Source organism: Pseudomonas sp. LSJ-87 (assembly GCF_032971465.1).
GTDB lineage: Bacteria > Pseudomonadota > Gammaproteobacteria > Pseudomonadales > Pseudomonadaceae > Aquipseudomonas > Aquipseudomonas putida_Z.
On sequence record NZ_JAWJYQ010000040.1, the window covers coordinates 1 to 16,992 of the forward strand.

Sequence of the window (16,992 nt, forward strand, 5' to 3'; positions counted from 1 at the left end):
AGCAATTTCAACTTTTGTGCACCAATCCAGGGGCGGTGCAGGCCTCACCCGCTCAGGTCACAACCCCTCCAGCTCGGCCATCAGGTCACTGAGCCGGTCGACCTTGTCGTCATCCAGCACACTGCCCTGCAGCCCCTGCACATACACCGCCAGCTCCTCCACCGTGCTGCACTCGAACATCGCCCGCAGCGGCACGTTCAGTTGCAGCTGCTTCTGCACCCGCGAGGCGATATGGGTGGCCAGCAGCGAATGTCCGCCCAGCTCGAAGAAGTTGTCGTGCACCCCGACCCGCTCGGCCTTGAGCACATCCGCCCAGATACCGGCCAGTACCTCTTCCAGCTCATTGCGCGGCGCTTGGTAGGCCTGGCTGTGCTGGCCACCGATGTCGATGGCCGGCAGGGCCTTGCGGTCGAGCTTGCCGTTGGCGTTGTGCGGCAGGCTGTCGAACCAGCCCCAGTGCAGTGGGACCATGTACTCCGGCAACTCGGCACGCAGGCGCTGCTTGAGCTGTTCCAGCAACGCAGCGTCGGCTGCAACGCCCTGATGCGCCACCAGGTAACCCACCAGGTGCTTGCCATTGACGCCCTCCTGCACGCCAACGGCAGCGTCGCGGAGCTCCGGCTGTTCGTGCAGGCGGGCTTCTATTTCACCCAGTTCGATGCGGTAGCCGCGAATCTTCACCTGATGGTCGATGCGCCCGACATACTCCAGCACCCCGCCCGGGCGCTGCCGCGCCAGGTCGCCGGTGCGGTACAGGCGTTCGCCCGGCGCACCATATGGATGGGGAATGAACGCCAGCGCCGTGCGCACCGGGTCGCCGACATAGCCACGGCCCACGCCGGTGCCGGCCACGCACAGCTCACCTGTCGCACCCAGTGGCACCAGCGCCTGGTCCTCGCCGAACAGGTACAGGCGGTTGTTGTCGGTCGGCGTGCCGATCGGCAGGTAGCTGCCACGGGTCGAGGCGGCATCGACGCGGAAGAACGCCACGTCATCGGAGCACTCCGCCGGGCCGTAGGCATTGACCAGGCCGATCTGCGGGTAGCGCTGCAGCCACTGCGCCGCCAGCTCCGGTGGCATGGCTTCGCCGGTCGGCAGCATCCAGCGCAGGCCATCGAGGGCCTGGTGGTCGTTGGCCAGCATGCCCTGGATCAGCGACGGCACGCTCTCCAGCACGCTGATGCCGGTGGCCTGCACATGCGCCAGCAGGCCCTGCGGGTCATGGGCGATGGCGTTCGGCACGATCTCCACCCGGGCGCCGAACAGCGGCGCGGCAAGGAACTGCCACACCGAAATGTCGAAGCTCTGCGAGGCCGTCTGGGCGATCACGTCCTGCTCGCCGAGCGCTAGGTACGGCACCTTGCTCAGCTGGTTGTTGAGCATGCCGCGCTGCTCGACCATCACCCCCTTCGGCAAGCCGGTGGAGCCTGAGGTGTAGATCACATAGGCGAGGTTCTCCGGCCCGCTGTGAATGCCGGGGTTGTGGCTGGCCACCGGGCTGGCCTGGATGTCTTCCCAGACCAGCAGCTGCGGCCGCACCGCCGCCTCCAGCTCGCCCAGCAACTGCCGCCCTTGCCCGGCACAGGCCGCGCTGCACACCAGCACGGGTGTACGGCTGAGCTGGATGATGCTTTGCAGGCGCGCCGCCGGCAGGCCCGGGTCCAGTGGCAGGTAGCCGGCGCCTGCCTTGAAGCTGCCGACGATCATGCCCAGCAGCGGTAGCCCACGCTCGGCCAGCAGTGCCACCGGCTGGTCCACGTTCACACCCGCCGCGATCAAGGCATGGCCCAGGCGGTTGGCCGCCAGGTTCAAGCCGGCGTAGTCGTAGGACGCGTCCAGGCAGCGGGCCACGGTACGTTGCGGATGTGCGGCCACCTGCGCCTCGAACTGCGCGATGTAGCTCTGTTCCAGTGGATAGGCGCGCGCGGTACGGTTGCAGTCCTCCAGCAGGAAGCGCTGCTCTTCGGCGCCCAGCAACGGCAGTGCGCTCATCTCCCCTTCAAAGCCTTGCACCAGCGCCAGCAGCAGGCGCTTGAACTCGGCCAGCAGGCGCTCGACGGTCGGGTAGTCGAAGTAGCGCTGGTCGAACGACAGATGCAGGCCAAGGTCATCGCCCGGGTAGCACACCGCTGTCAGCGGGAAGTTGGTGTGGGTACGGCCCGAGTCGGAGCTGGCATTCAGGTGCTGGGCGTGGTCGAGCACGGCAGTTTCCACCGGCGCGTTCTCGAACACGAACAGGCTGTCGAACAGCGGCTGGCCCTTGGGCAGTTCGCTGCATTCCTGGATCGCCACCAGCGGCAGGTATTCATACTCGCGCAGCTCCATGTTGCGCTCCAGCAGGCCTTGCAACCACTGGCGCACACTGCAGCGCTCACCCGCCACCGGCAATTGCACGCGCAGGGCGACGCTGTTGATGAACAGGCCGACGGTACGCTGCATCTGCGGCATGCTCACCGGGCGCCCGGCCACGGTCACGCCAAAGGCCACGTCGCGGTCGCCACTGTAGCGCGCCAGTACCAGGGCCCAGGCCGCCTGGGCGAAGGTGTTGACGGTGAGCTGGTGGGCCTGGGCCAGCTCGCGCAGGCACACGCCGTCGCTCACCGCCAGGCGCGTATAGCAGTCGCCGACGATCATGCCGCTACCGGCATGGTCGTGGCGCAGCGGGCGGTCGCTGGGGATGGGGGTGGCACGTTCGAAGCCGGCCAGGTTGGCCTGCCACCAGGCTCGCGCGTCGTCCAGGCCCTGGCGTTGCAGCCAGCCGATGTAGTCGCGGTAGCGCGGTGGCACCGGCAAGCGGGCCTGGCGCCCCTCGCCGAGGGCCTGGTAGATCTCGAAGAAATCGTTCATCAACAGCGAACGGCACCAGGCATCGATGAGGATGTGGTGGTTGCTCATCATGAACCAGTAGCGCTCGTCGGCCACACGCACCAGGCGCAGGTGGAACGGCGCCTCGCTGAGCAGGGCGAAACCTGCCTCGCGCTCCTGCTTGTGCAGGGCCTGCAGGCGCTGCTCCTGGGCGTCGTCGTCGAGGCCACGCCAGTCCTGGTAGTCCACCGGCGTGTTGCCCGGCTTGTGGATGATCTGCAGCATCGCCTCGCCGGTGTTCCAGCTGAACGATGCGCGTAGCGCCTCGTGGCGCGCCACCACCGCCTGCCACGCCTGGGCGAAGCGTTCGGGGTCGAGCGCGCTGTTGATGCGGTAGCGGTCCTGCATGTAGTAGAGGCCAGTGCCTGGTTCCAGCAGGGTGTGCAGCAGCATGCCCTCCTGCATCGGCGTCAGCGGGTAGACGTCCTCGATCTGCGCTGCCGCTACCGGCAATGCGTCGATCTGCGCCTGAGTCAGGTGCGCCAGCGGGAAGTCCGATGGCGTGAAACTGCCGTTGCCATCAGCCAGGCAATGTTCGACCAGCGCCAGCAGCTCCTGGCGATAGGCTTCGGCCAGGCTGGCGATGGTCCGCTCGTCGTAGCGTTCGGTGCTGAAAGTCCAGCGCAGTTGCAGGGCGCCGCCATACACCTGGCCATCGACACTCAGCCAGTTGGGCAGCGGTGCATCGAGGTCGTGGGCCAGGCCGGCCGGGGCGTCCAGCGGCTGGAACAGGGCTGTGCTGTCGAACTGCTGGTCGAACTGGCCCAGGTAGTTGAAGGTGATGCGTGCCTGCGGCAAGGCCGCCATCTGCTCGCGCCCTGCCGTATCGGCCAAGTAGCGCAGCACGCCGTAGCCCAGCCCTTTGTGCGGCACCTGGCGCAACTGCTCCTTGATGCGCTTGATCGAGCCTGCCCGCGCCGCATCGTCCTCGCCTGGCAGCGGGCGCAGGCTCAGCGGGTAGGCGTTGGTGAACCAGCCGACGCTGCGGGTCAGGTCCATGTCTTCGAACAGCCCGTCACGGCCATGGCCTTCAAGCTGTACCAGCACTTCTTCATCGCCGCTCCAGCGGCACAGGGCACGCGCCAGCGCGGTCAGCAGCAGGTCGTTGACCTGGGTGTGATAGGCCGCCGGGGCCTGCTGCAGCAACTGCCGGGTCTGCGCCACATCCAGGCCGATGGCCAGGGTACGGGCGTGGCGGTGCAGGTTGCCGCCCTGCGGGTGATCGCATGGCAGTTCACGACGCACACCCCCCAACTGGCCTTGCCACCAGCCCAGCTCGTCGCGCAACGAATCGCTGCCGGCATAGCTGGCCAGGCGTGCGGCCCAGTCGCCGATGGCGTGGGTCTTGGCCGGCAGCGGTTGGCCACGGTACAGCGCTTGCAGGTCTTCCAGCAGCACACGCCACGACACGCCATCGACCACCAGGTGATGGATCGCCAGTAACAGGCGCTGGCCGCCCTGCCCGTCATTAACCAGCAAGGCGCGCAACAGTGGGCCCTGTTCCAGGTCGAGGCTGCGTTGCAGGTCGGTGTACAGCGGTTGGCAATCGGCGAAGTCGGCGACCGTGGCTGTCCACAGCAATTGCCCGGTGGCAGGCGAAGCATATTCGGCCTGCCAGCGGCCCTGGGCCATGCCAAAGCGCAGGCGCAGGCTGTCGTGGTGCTGCACCAGGGCGGCCAAGGCTCGCTCCAGTATCCCCTCATCCAGCGGCTTGCGCGCCTCCAGCAGAACAGCCTGGTTCCAGTGCTGCGGCTGTGGCACTTCACTGTCGAAGAACCAGTGCTGGATCGGCGTGAGGCCGGCCTGGCCCTGGCGCTGGCCCTGTTCGATGCTGCTGGCGGCTTCGCTGCGCTGAACGATGGCGGCCAGGGTCTGGATGGTCTGATGCTGGAACAGGTCGCGCGGGGTGAACTGCAAGCCGGCCTGACGAGCCCGGCTGACTACCTGGATAGACAGGATCGAGTCGCCGCCCAGTTCGAAGAAGTTGTCCTGCACGCCAACCCGGGCAACGTTGAGCACGTCGCGCCAGATCTGCGCCAGTTGCGCTTCCACCTCGTTGCCAGGCGCCTGGTACTGCTGGCGTGCCTGCTCCAGGTCCGGCAGCGGCAGCGCACGGCGGTCGAGCTTGCCGTTGCCCATCAGCGGCAGGCTGTCGAGCAGCACCAGGTGCGCCGGCACCATGTAGTCCGGCAGGTGCTGGCGGGCATCGGCTTTCACCGCGTCGCGCAGCAGGCCCTGGGCCTCGCTGTCGGCAGCGGCCTGCCCGCACACCAGGTAACCCACCAGTTGCTTGCCGCCCGGCAGGTCGAGGGCCAGCACCACAGCTTCGTCGACATCGGCATGCGCCTGCAGGCGGCTTTCGATTTCGCCCAGCTCGATACGGAAACCGCGAATCTTCACCTGCTGGTCGGCGCGGCCGACGTACTCGACCAGGCCATCGCTGCCCAGGCGCACCAGGTCACCGGTGCGATACAAGCGCCCGCCTTCGCTGCCGAACGGGTCGGCGACGAAGCGCTCGGCACTAAGGCCCGGGCGGTCGTGGTAACCCTGTGCCAGGCCGGCACCGCCGACATACAGCTCGCCAATGCCGCCTTGCGGCAACAGGGCAAGGTCTTCGTCGAGGATGTAGGCCGTGCGGCTACCGATGACGCGGCCGATCGGCACGCTGCCCAACTCCGCCGGCAGTGTCTGTGGTGCCAGGCAGGCCAGCGGCATGACCACGGTTTCGGTCGGCCCGTAGGCGTTGAAGAACTGCTGTGGCGCGAAGGCCTGGCGGATGCGCTGCAGGTGTTCGCCGGTCAGCGCTTCACCACCGGTAATGACCAGGCGCACTGGCAACTGTTCGCCCTGCCCGGCCAGGTACTGCGCCAACTGGCTACCGTAGCTGGGCGTGAAGCCGAGGATGCTCACCTGCTGCTCGCGCACCAGCTGGCAGATGTCTTCGGCGCCCCACTGCCCCTGGGCGCGCAGCACCACGCGGGCGCCACACAGCAGCGGCACCCACAGGCGTTCGCTGGCGGCGTCGAAATTGATCGAATAGAAGTGCAGCTCGCAGTCATCGCTGCGCATGCCGAACGCGTCGATCACCGCCTGGCAATGCATGGCGAACTCGCCGTGGCTGACTACCACGCCCTTGGGCTTGCCGGTGGAACCGGAGGTGTAGATCAGGTAGGCCTGGTGCTGCGGCAGGTTGAGGTTGTCCAGCGGCGCATCGCTGTAGGCCGACAGGCTGGCGCTGTCGTCCTCCAGGCTCCAGCGCGCCACGCCTTCGGGCAACTGCCCCAGGGTTTGCAGCAGCGTGCGCTGGCTGAGCAGCAGGCCGATGCGGCTGTCTTCGATCATGTAGCGCAGGCGGTCGAGCGGGTATTCGGGGTCGAGCGGCACGTAGGCGCCACCGGCCTTGAGGATGGCCAGCAGGCCGACGACCATTTCCAGCGAACGCTCCAGCGCCAGGCCCACGCGCACCTGCGGGCCGACGCCACGCTCGCGCAGGGCGCGGGCCAGGCGGTTGGCCTGCTGGTCGAGTTCGGCATAGGTCATGTGCCGGCCAGCGAAGGTCAACGCGCCAGCGTGTGGCGTGCGCGCAGCCTGGGCGGCGAACAGGCCGTGCACGGTCTGGTCGAGTGCGAGATCCTGCTCGCCCTGCAACTGGCCCGCCAGCACCTGCTGCTCGGCGCTGCTCAGCATCGGCAGCTCGCACAGGCGCTGTTGCGGGTTGTCGAGCAGGCCGGCCAGCAATTGCTGCCAGTGCTCGGCCATGCGTGCGATGCGTGGCTCGTCGAACAGGTCACGGCTGTAGGTCAGGCAGCAACCCAGGCGGCCGTCGAGGTCGGTCACCTCCAGGTACAGGTCGAACTTGGTGGCGCTGGCGTCGTTGACCAGGTAATCCACCTGCATGCCGGCAAGCTGGCGGCTTTGCTGGAAGGCCCAGCGCTGCACGTTGCACATCACCTGGAACAGCGGGTTGTAGGCGCTGCTGCGCGGTGGCTGCAGGGCTTCCACCAGCTGGTCGAACGGCAGGTCCTGGTGCGACTGGCCTTCGATGGCAACCTGGCGTACCTGCTCCAGCAACTGTGCGGCACTCATCTGGCCGTCCAGCTCGCAACGCAGCACCTGGGTGTTGAGGAACGCGCCAATCAGCCCTTCGCTTTCCGGGCGGATGCGGTTGGCCACCGGCGCGCCAATGCGCAGGTCACGCTGGCCGCTGTAGCGGTGCAGCAAGGCGGCCAGCGTGGCAGTCATGGTCATGAACAGGGTCAGACCGCGCTGGCTGTTGAAAGCATGCACGCGGGCGACCAGCGCCGGGTCGAGCTCGAAGCGGTACAGCTCGCCACGGTGGCTCTGCACTGCCGGGCGCGGGCGGTCGGCAGGCAGCGCCAGTACCGGGTGTTCATCGCCCAGGCGGGCCTGCCAGTAGGCCAGCTGGCGGGCGCTCTCGCCGCTTTCCAGCCATTGCCGTTGCCACACGCTGTAGTCCAGGTACTGCACCGGCAGCGGCGCCAGCGGCGATTCGCGGTCATCGACGAAGGCCTCGTACAGCTCGCCCAGTTCGCGGGCAAAGATGTCCATGGCCCAGCCCTCGGTGACGATATGGTGCAGGGTCAGCACGAAGAAATGCTCGCGCTCTTCGGCTTTGACCAGGCAGGCACGCAGCAGCGGGCCGCGCTCCAGGTCGAACGGCTGGTGCGCCTGGTCGTCGGCCAGTTGCTGCAGGCGTTGTTGGCGAAGATCAGCGGGCAAGGCGCTGAAGTCTTGCCAGTCGAGGTGCAGGCTGCTGTCGTCGGCCACGCACTGATACGGCACGCCATCGATGCTGGGGAAGGTGGTGCGCAGGGTTTCGTGGCGCACCACCAGCGCCTGCAACGCACGCTCGAAGGCATCCACATGCAGGGTGCCGCGCAGGCGCGCCATGCCGCCGACGTTGTAAGCCGGGCTGCCCGGCTCCATTTGCCAGAGGAACCACATGCGCTGCTGCGAGTACGACAGCGGCACCGCCTGGCGGCGGTCGACGCGGGCGATTGCACCTTGCAGGTTGCGCTCACCGGCAGCGCGGATACGCGTGATCTCGGCACAGAAGGCGCCCAGCTCGCTGGCGTCGAACAGGGCCTTGAGCGGCAGCTCGACATCGCAGGCCTGACGCGTGCGCGAGACAATTTGAGTGGCCAGCAGCGAATGGCCGCCGAGGGCGAAGAAGTCATCCTGCAGGCCGATGCGCGGCAAGTTCAGCACCTCGCGCCAGATGGCGGCGACCTGCTGCTGCAACTCGGTTTGCGGCTCGACGTGTTGCCGCTGCTGCCACACCGGGGCCGGCAACGCCTTGCGGTCGACCTTGCCGCTGGGGCCCAGCGGCATCTGCGCCAGCGGGATGAGTTGTGCCGGTACCATGTAGGCCGGTAGTTGTTCAGCCAGCACCGTCAGCAATGCATCAGGCTGGGCACTGCCACTGTAGTAGCCGACCAGTTGCGCGCCTACGGCATCCTTGTGAATCAGCACCAGCGCCTGTTCGACCCCCGCTTGCGCCAGCAGGCAGGCCTGGACTTCCTCGGGTTCGACACGGAAGCCACGCACCTTGACCTGCTGATCGAGGCGGCCAAGGTATTCCAGCGCCTCATTCTGCACCTGCCAGCGGGCGCGGTCGCCACTGCGGTACAGGCGCTCGCCATTGCCGTCAGCCTGGGGCACGAAGCGCTCGGCGGTGAGGCCCGGGCGGCCCAGGTAGCCACGGGCCAGGCCTGCACCGCCAAGGTACAGCTCGCCCGGTACACCGGGGGCGGTCAGTTCCAGCTCGTCGTCCAGCACACGGCACAGCACATTGCCCAGCGGGCGGCCGATTGGCGAGCGTTCGCCATCGGTGGCCTGGCAGTGCCAGTGGGTGACGTTGATGGCGGTTTCGGTCGGGCCATAGCGGTTGTGCAACTGCACCTGTGGCAGCACCTGCAGCACGCGGTCACGCAGTGCCGCGGACAGCGCTTCGCCACCGGAGAACAGCCGGCGCAGGCTGCTGCAGGCACCCGCCTGCGGCTCCTGGACGAACACCTGCAACAGCGGCGGCACGAAGTGCAGCGTGGTCACGCCATGGGCCTGCACCAACGCGGCGATGCGCTGCGGGTCGCGGTGCTCGCCAGGGCCGGCGAGCACCAGCTTGCAACCGGTCACCAGTGGCCAGAAGCATTCCCACACCGAAACGTCGAAGCTGATCGGCGCCTTCTGCATCAGCACGTCGCTGTCGTCCAGCACATAGCTGGCCTGCATCCATTGCAGGCGCTCGGCCAGTGCCGCGTGGGTATTGCCCACGCCCTTGGGCTGGCCGGTGGAGCCGGAGGTGTAGATCACATAGGCCAGGTTGTCGCCATGCAGGTGCAACCCGGGGGCATGGCTTGGCCAGCTGTCCAGGTGCAGCTGGTCGAGGGCGATGGCGCTGACGCCGTCCACCTGAGGCAGCTTGCCCAGCAGGTTGCTGTGGCTCAGCAACAGGCCAGCGTTGCAGTCGGCGAGCATGTAGGCCAGGCGCTCGGCCGGGTAATCGACGTCCAGCGGCACATAGGCACCACCGGCCTTGAGAATGGCCAGCAGGCCCACCAGCAGCTGCGGCGAACGCTCGACGGCGATGGCCACGCAGGTGTCGGGGCCGACGCCTTTGTCACGCAGGTAGTGGGCCAGACGGTTGGCTTGCTGGTGCAACTCGGCGTAATCCAGGCTGCCACCGTCCCACACCAGGGCGGTGCGCTGCGGGGTCAGGCGTGCCTGCTCATTGAGCTGCTCGACCAGCAGGCGCTGCGGCGCCGCAGCGGGTGCCTCGCCCCAGCTCAGCAGTTGCGCGCGGCCAGGCTCGTCGAGCAATTGCACCTCGCCCAGCGCCCGCTGCGGCCCGGCACACACCTGCTCGAGCAGGGCCAGCAGGTGCTGGGCCAGGCGCTTGACGGTGCTGGCATCGAACAATTCGGCAGCATAGTCGAAGGCCAGGCTCAGGCGGCCCTGGTGGTCTTCTTCACTGTGCAGCTGCAAGTCGAACTTGGCTTCGCGACTGTGCCACGGCAGCTCTTCGGCCAGCAGGCCCGGCAGGCGGCGCAGGGCAGACAGGTCACGTTGCTGGTGGTTGAACATGACTTGGAACAGGCCTTGCTCGCGAGCCTCGGGCAAGGCTTCGAGCAGTTGCTCGAACGGCAGGTCCTGGTTGGCTTGGGCATCCAGGGTGGCCTGGCGCACCTGGGCCAGCAACTGGTCGAACGGCAGGCGGCCATCGAGTTGCGCACGCAGTACCTGGGTGTTGATGAAGAAGCCGACCATGCCTTGGGTTTCCAGGCGCGGGCGGTTGGCGTTGGGCGCGCCGACACGGATATCGGCCTGGCCACTGTAGCGGTGCAACAGCGCCTGCCAGCTGGCCAGCAGTACCATGAACAGGCTGGCCTGCTGTTCGCGGGCCAGGCCCTTGAGCGCTTCGGTGAGCCTGGCCGGTACCTTGAGGTTGAAGCGGGCGGCGCGGTGGTCGCGCTGGCTGGTGCGCGGGTGGTCGGTGCACAGGTCGAGCACCGGCAGTTCATCCCCCAGACGCGCCTGCCAGTACTGCAGCTGACGCTCGGCCTCGCCTGCGGCCAGCCACTGTCGCTGCCAGGTGCCGTAGTCGGCATAACCCAGGGTCAGCGGTGCCAGGCTGGCCTCGAGGCCCTGGCAATGGGCGGCGTACAGTTTGGCGAATTCGTCGAGCAGGATGTTCAGCGACCAGCCGTCGGCGACGATATGGTGCAGGGTCACCCACAGTTGATGGTGTTCATCGTCCAGGCGCGCCAGGGTCACCCGCAGCAACGGCCCCCGGGTCAGGTCGAACGGCTGGCGAGCTTCGGCTTCACGCTGGGCGGCGACTTGTTCGGCGGCCTGGCCTTCGAGGTCCAGGCGGCGAAGGTCGAACGGCTGCTGCGCCTGGATGCGCTGCAGGGCCTGGCCGTTCTCTTCGGCAAACAGGGTACGCAGCGATTCATGGCGCGCCACCAGCGCCTGGAAGGCCGCTTCCAGTGCGTTTTCGTCCAGTTCGCCGCGCAACTGCAGGCCGGCCGGAATGTTGTAGGCCGCCGACTGCGGGTCCAACTGCCACAGCAACCACAGGCGGTTTTGCGCCAGCGACTGGGGCAGCGCCTGGGTGCGTTCCAGGGTAGCGATGGCGCCGACCCGGCCACCGCCTTCGGCGATGATCGCGGCCACGGCCTTGGCGTAGTCAGCCAGTATCGGCGCCTCGAACAGGGTGCGCAGGCCCAGCTCGATACCCAATTCATCGGCCAGGCGTGCGGTGGCGTGGGTGGCGGCGATGGAGTTGCCACCCAGCAGCAGGAAGTGGTCGTATGCCGCCACCGCCTCGACCTTGAGGATGTCGCGCCACACACCGGCGATGCGCGCCTGCAGCTCATCGCCAGCGGCATCCGTGGCAACGGGCTCGCTCACCTCAGGGAAGCGGGCGTAGCAGTCCAGGCTGCCATCGTCCATGCGCAGGCGGCAGGCAGAACGCTGCAGCTTGCCGCTGGAGGTCTTGGGCAGTGCGCCGGGGTTCAGCAGCAGGACCACGGCCGGGGCCTGGCGGCAGGCGTCGGCGATCACCTGACGCAGGGTCTTGATCAGCGCGTGGGGCTTGATCGACTTCTGCACGTTGCGGCTGATTTCCACCGCCACGCCAATGCCCTCCTCGCCTTGCTGCTCGACGGCGAACACTGCCACCCGGCCTTTGCGCAGCACATCCACTTCGCGCTCGAGGGTCTTTTCCAGGTCCTGCGGGTACAGGTTCTGCCCGCGCACGATCAGCATGTCCTTCAGGCGCCCGGTGACGAACACTTCCCCTTCGCGCATAAAGCCCAGGTCGCCGGTACGCAGCCAGGTCTGGCCGTCCATCTCGACGAAGGTGCGGGCGCTGGCCTCGGGGTTGCGCCAGTAGCCCAGGGCGATGCTCGGGCCACCGGCCCAGATCTCGCCCACCTGGTTGTCGCCCAGCACCTGCAGGCGTTGTGGTTCGACAATGCGCACGGTATGCCCGGGCTGCGGGTAGCCACAGCTCATCAGCACACTGCCCTTGCCAGGTTCCGCACGGTTGTCGGCAAAGGCTTCGGCGTCCAGCTCCAGCGCGGCGATGCCCTGGCCACGGCGGCTGCCGCTGACGAACAGGGTCGCCTCGGCCAGGCCGTAGCTGGCGAAGAAGCTCTGCGGGTCGAAGCCGCAGGCCTGGAACTTGTCGGCAAAGGCCGCCAGGCTGTCCTGGCGGATCGGCTCGGAGCCGGAATAGGCCACCCGCCAGCGGCTGAGGTCGAGCCCGGCCAGGGAGGCCTCGCTGACCCGCTCGCTGCACAGCCGGTAGGCGAAGTCGGGGCCGCCGCTGATGGTGCCGCCGTACTCGCTGATGGCCTGCAACCAGCGTAGCGGCCGGGCCAGGAAGTAGCCCGGCGACATCAGCACACAAGGCACGCCGCTGAAGATCGGCTGCAGCAGGCCGCCGATCAGGCCCATGTCGTGGTACAGCGGCAGCCAGCTGACGATCACATCGTCGGGGTTGAGGTCGATGCCAAAGCCTTGGCGGATCAGTTGTTCGTTGGCCACCAGGTTGCCATGGCTGACCTGCACGCCCTTGGGCAGTGCGGTGGAGCCGGAGGTGTACTGCAGGAAGGCGATGTCATCACCCTTGAGTGCGGGCTCGCGCCAGTTCGCAGCCAGTGCTGGGTCCAGGCTATCCACCATCAGCAGTTCGGGGGCGTTGGCCGCCGCCAGGGCCTCCAGGCCTTGCAGGCTGTCGTGCAGGGCCGCGACGGTCAGCAGCAGGCGCGGCTCGGCGTCGTCGATGATCGACAGCAAGCGCTGCTGGTGGTGCTGGCGCGCGGACTCCGGCGGGTAGGCCGGCACCGCAATCACGCCGGCATACAGGCAGCCGAAAAACGCCGCTACATAGTCTGGCCCGCTGGGGAACAACAGCACCGCGCGGTCGCCGAAGCTGGCCCGGGTTTGCAAGGCAGCGGCGATGGTGCGCGCACGCTGATCGAGGTCCCGGTAGCTGAGCACGGCCTGCTCGCCGGGAGCGTCGGCCAGAAAGCGCAAGGCGACTTTGTCCGGGGTCTGTGCGGCGCGTTGCGCCAGGGCCTGGACCAGCGAGAGCGGGAGTTCGAAGGCGTCCGTCATGGGGTGTTCCTGCCAGTGTCTGTTTGGGGCGGGCCGGCTGCTGCGCGAACGTGGGCGCAGCGGCATGTGGCGGCCTGAGGTGTACACAGGGGAACGGATGGGCGGGGGGAGAAATTAGCGTGCCATGGCACCGGCAAGGGCATCACGCAGGCCCTTTCGCGGGCAAGCCCGGTGCCGCAGGCTTAGAACCGAAATGCACGGTTACCAATTACATTTCGCATTTGACAATCATTATCATTCTGAATAGCTTGTCGCCCGTCGTAGGAAGCTTCCCAAATTTGGGTGCGTCCTTTCCCCTCTGTGACAAGGTGATTTCCATGGCGGAACAACTATCCACAAGTAAGTGCGATTCACCATTACTGCAGGCCTTCGTCGACAACCGCAGCATCCTGGTCAAGATCGCTGCCCGCATCACCGGCTGCCGATCGCGCGCCGAAGATGTGGTGCAGGACGCCTTTTTCCGGCTCAGCGCCGCCCCGCAGATCACATCGTCGTTCAAGGCGCAGCTGAGCTACCTGTTCCAGATCGTGCGCAACCTGGCCATCGACCACTATCGCAAGCAGGCGATGGAGTTGAAGTACTCCGGCAGCGAGGAGGAAGGCCTGAACGTAGTCGTGCAGAACGCCTCCCCCGAAGCCACCCACATCAACCTTGCCGCGCTGGATGACATTGCCGAGGCGCTGAACGAACTGCCCCAGCGCACCCGCTATGCCTTCGAGATGTACCGCCTGCATGGCGTGCCGCAGAAGGACATTGCCAAGGAGCTGGGAGTGTCGCCGACACTGGTCAACTTCATGATCCGCGATGCGCTGGTACATTGCCGCAAGACGGCCAGTCGGCAGGCCTGAACCTTCAAGGTTGCTGAGGGCACGTGTGGGAGCGGGTTTACCCGCGAACACCGGCATAGCCGGTGCCATGCACCATGTCGCATTCTTCGCGGGTAAACCCGCTCCCACAGGGCCGCACAGCGGCCCCCTGGCACTCAAGCCAATTTACACTTATCGAAGAACCGCTCCCGCCCCAGAATCATCAACGCCGCGCGCTTGTGCGGGAAGTCGAACTCCTTGTCGCAATGGAAGCACTGGTCGTGCATGTAGCCGATCATCTTGCCGTTGTCGGCACGCGGCTCGGCCACCACCCGCTGGGTGCGCGGGTCATCCAGGAACAGGTAGTGCACCAGCGCCGATAGCCAGCTGGCCACCTTGTGCGGCCCGCGGTGGCTCTCCTCCCCCACCAGCATGTGGATGCCACGGTCGTAGTCATCGGCCGGGTAGAACGGCGCAATGCGGTCTTCCTTGGCCCAGTACGCCTCGAAGTAGGCAAACGGCTGGTCATCGAAGCAGCCGATCAGCGTCAGGGCATGCGGGTCGGCCTCGAGCTTGCCCAGGTATTCGTGATGCTGCGCAAGGGTGCCACCCTCCTGCCAGAACGCCTCCACCCGCGGGTTGTTCTGCCAGCGGTTGAAGCGCTCCAGGTCATGTTCGATTTCCAAGGTACGCAGCGACACCCAACTGCCCAGGCGCGTATCGAAGCGCCGGTACACCTCGCCACGAGGCTTGGGCGCGCGGCGTGGGTGGCGCTTGCCGTTGCTGATCTGCATTTGCTGCGGGTATGCCACGCTGACCGACTCGCCCAGCCACGGCTGTGGCAGCTGCCAGAACAACGCTCGCTCGCACAGGTATTGGCCAGGCTGCTCGCCGGCCAGCAGCAGGCCACTGGTCAATGCCTGGGGCAACGCCTCGGGCAGGTACCAGGCCAGGCGCTGGCAGGCGGTGTCGCGGGCCAGCAGCCAATAACAGGCGGCCCACAAGGCCTGATAGGGGCGCTCGGGGCACAGCCGCTCCAGGTGAACATGCAGGGTGGCGCCCACCTCCAGGCGCAACTGGATCAGCGGGCGGCCTTCGAGGGACAGGCTCAGCCAGCTGTCGCCCTCCTCGGCACTGAGGCTGCGCCAGCGTGGCGCTGACTGGGGCTGCGAAGCGGCATCGAACGGCATGGGCTTGACTCACGGCAATGAAGAAAAGGCTCACTGCTGAGAACGTTGCCGCACCACGGGAATTTAGTCGTGTGGGGCCGAAACCGTGATGCGGTAGGGCTCGAAGATGCGCGCCAGCTCGCCACTGTCGCGCAGGGCCCGCAGCAGCGCCGCGAACGACTGCTCGCCGATCGGCGCCCCCGGGCGCAGCAAGGCGTAGTGGTGGTAGACCTGGTCGATGCGCTGCGAGGACACCAACTGGTCCCGGCTGGCCGGGTTGCGCTCCAGGAAATCGCTGAGATAGGAACGCGTGACCAGGGCGATGTCGGCGCGGTCGGCCTGCACCATCAGCAGGTTGCTGTCGTGGGAATAGGTCAGGGTCGCTTTGTAGGCGGTGCGCAGGTAGTCCGGGTCGGAGTTGAAGCCGGCGAACGCATAGTGGTAGCCGTTGATCAGCGCCAGGCGCTTGCCGTGCAGGTCGTCGAAGTAATGCGGGTCACGGCCGTTGGCCTTGCGGGCGACGAACACCTCGGCATCTTCCAGGCCCAGGTCCACGCTCTGGTGGGCAATCTGCTGCCAGCCCCACGCCGGGTTCTCGAAAATGGCCATGTCGGTGCGGCCTTGCTGGAGGTCACCAAAACGCCGCTGGATGGAGGTGGGCACCACGACGAAGTGGTAGCGCTGCTGCGTGCGGTTTAGCGCGTCGACCAGCTGCGGCAGCAGGCCGCTGTCGGCACCCTGCTCGGGGCGTACCGTGTACGGTGGGAAATGCGCCGCGCCAATCCTCACTTCGACGGCATCGGCAGCCCATACCGGCGCCGCCAGCCAGAACACGGCCAGCAGCATCAGGGAAGACAGGGCCTTTAGGCCGGGCGCTGGAGTCAAGACGGATGCTCATCACGGTTCATGCCTGGGTCCACCTAAGCTAGGCGTTTTCCGGGCCGGACACAACTGCCGGTTAGTGGCCCTTTGTGCCAAAGCCGCAGGCAAATTGCCAGGGGGTGCCGGATGCCCTGAGTTTGGCTACGCTCTAGCAGGATCTGCAAGGGAGCCTGGTATGGGCCATTGGTTGGTGATCGACCTGGAAGCCACCACCGACGATGGTGGGTGGCCGGTCACAGAGATGGAAGTCATTGAAATCGGCGCAAGCCTGGTTACCCGCGAAGGCCGCGAGGTCGACCACTTCCAGCGCTTCGTGAAGCCCCGGCGGCGGCCGCAGCTGACCCCGTTCTGCCGTGAGCTGACCCACATCAGCCAGGCCAGCGTGGACAGTGCCGCACCGTTCCGCGAGGTATGGGCAAGCTTCGAGCGCTGGCTCGGGCACCACCGCGGGCAGCTTCAGGCCTGGGTCAGCTGGGGCGACTACGACCGCCAGCAGTTGCACCAGGAGTGGCAGCAGCATGGGCTGGACAGCCTGCTGCGGACCCTGCCGCACATCAACCTCAAGCAACGCTTCGCCAAGGCCCGCCACCTGCAGCGCCCCGCGGGGCTGAACGGTGCACTGCAGCTGGCCGGCATGCACTTTTGCGGGCAGCAGCACCGGGCCCTGGAAGATGCGCGCAATACCGCGCGGCTGCTGCCGTTGAGCCTGCCGGTGGACGCTACCTGAAAGCAGATGACGGGGCCCGTGGGCTTGGGCATACTGGCCAGCCCTTTTTCATCCCCCCTTTTCAGGAGTCGCCCATGTTCCAGGTCAACGAGTACTTCAACGGCACCGTCAAGTCGATTGCATTCGCGGGCGAAGAAGGCCCGGCCACTGTCGGCGTGATGGCCCCGGGCGAATACGAGTTCGGCACTGCCAAGCGCGAGATCATGCACGTGGTTTCCGGCGCCCTGACCGTGAAGCTGCCAGGTAGCGACAACTGGGAAACCTTCAACGCCGGTGACAAGTTCAATGTGGCCGCCGACAGCAAGTTCCAGCTGAAGGTGGCGGTGGATACTGCCTACCTGTGCGAGTACCGTGACTAAGCGGCAGCCTGTACCGGCCTCTTCGCGGGTAAACCCGC

At 66.9% G+C, this 16,992-nt stretch carries 6 protein-coding genes; 3 read left to right on the top strand and 3 right to left on the bottom strand.

Going from position 1 to position 16,992, the window contains the following annotated elements; all coding sequences use genetic code 11:
• Window positions 1-57: 57 nt before the first annotated feature.
• On the bottom strand, window positions 58-13,011 hold the full coding sequence (locus RYH74_RS20835) for a non-ribosomal peptide synthetase (protein WP_317410066.1): 12,954 nt from the start codon (window positions 13,009-13,011) through the stop codon (window positions 58-60).
• Window positions 13,012-13,328: 317 nt separating this feature from the next.
• On the opposite strand from RYH74_RS20835, the gene RYH74_RS20840 reads away from it, so the two are divergent.
• Window positions 13,329-13,859: an RNA polymerase factor sigma-70 gene (locus RYH74_RS20840; RefSeq protein WP_015271130.1), complete on the top strand. Its 531-nt coding sequence runs from the start codon at window positions 13,329-13,331 to the stop codon at window positions 13,857-13,859.
• A gap of 134 nt (window positions 13,860-13,993) precedes the next feature.
• Here RYH74_RS20840 and RYH74_RS20845 read toward each other — a convergent pair whose 3' ends face one another.
• Both RYH74_RS20845 and RYH74_RS20850 read right to left on the bottom strand, forming a co-directional pair.
• Entirely contained in the window at window positions 13,994-15,007 is a 1,014-nt protein-coding gene (locus RYH74_RS20845; protein ID WP_317410067.1) for a GNAT family N-acetyltransferase, read from the bottom strand.
• A 63-nt stretch (window positions 15,008-15,070) separates the two neighbouring features.
• Complete coding sequence (locus tag RYH74_RS20850; RefSeq protein WP_137164482.1) at window positions 15,071-15,871, bottom strand: substrate-binding periplasmic protein; 801 nt, start codon at window positions 15,869-15,871, stop codon at window positions 15,071-15,073.
• Window positions 15,872-16,043: 172 nt separating this feature from the next.
• Here RYH74_RS20850 and RYH74_RS20855 point away from each other — a divergent pair, with 172 nt between their 5' ends.
• Window positions 16,044-16,595 (top strand): exonuclease domain-containing protein, encoded by a 552-nt coding sequence (locus RYH74_RS20855; RefSeq protein ID WP_075045871.1) that lies wholly within the window; start codon window positions 16,044-16,046, stop codon window positions 16,593-16,595.
• Window positions 16,596-16,669: 74 nt separating this feature from the next.
• A complete protein-coding gene (locus tag RYH74_RS20860; protein ID WP_033699336.1) occupies window positions 16,670-16,954 on the top strand; it encodes a pyrimidine/purine nucleoside phosphorylase in 285 nt (94 codons plus the stop codon).
• The last annotated feature ends 38 nt before the right edge of the window (window positions 16,955-16,992 follow it).

What these genes read in the sequence shown, in the direction of transcription:
- RYH74_RS20855 (WP_075045871.1), top strand. Translation starts at nt 16,044, where the DNA reads ATGGGCCATTGGTTGGTGATCGACCTGGAAGCCACCACCGACGATGGT.
- RYH74_RS20835 (WP_317410066.1), bottom strand. Translation starts at nt 13,011, where the DNA reads ATGACGGACGCCTTCGAACTCCCGCTCTCGCTGGTCCAGGCCCTGGCG.
- RYH74_RS20860 (WP_033699336.1), top strand. Translation starts at nt 16,670, where the DNA reads ATGTTCCAGGTCAACGAGTACTTCAACGGCACCGTCAAGTCGATTGCA.
- RYH74_RS20840 (WP_015271130.1), top strand. Translation starts at nt 13,329, where the DNA reads ATGGCGGAACAACTATCCACAAGTAAGTGCGATTCACCATTACTGCAG.
- RYH74_RS20845 (WP_317410067.1), bottom strand. Translation starts at nt 15,007, where the DNA reads ATGCCGTTCGATGCCGCTTCGCAGCCCCAGTCAGCGCCACGCTGGCGC.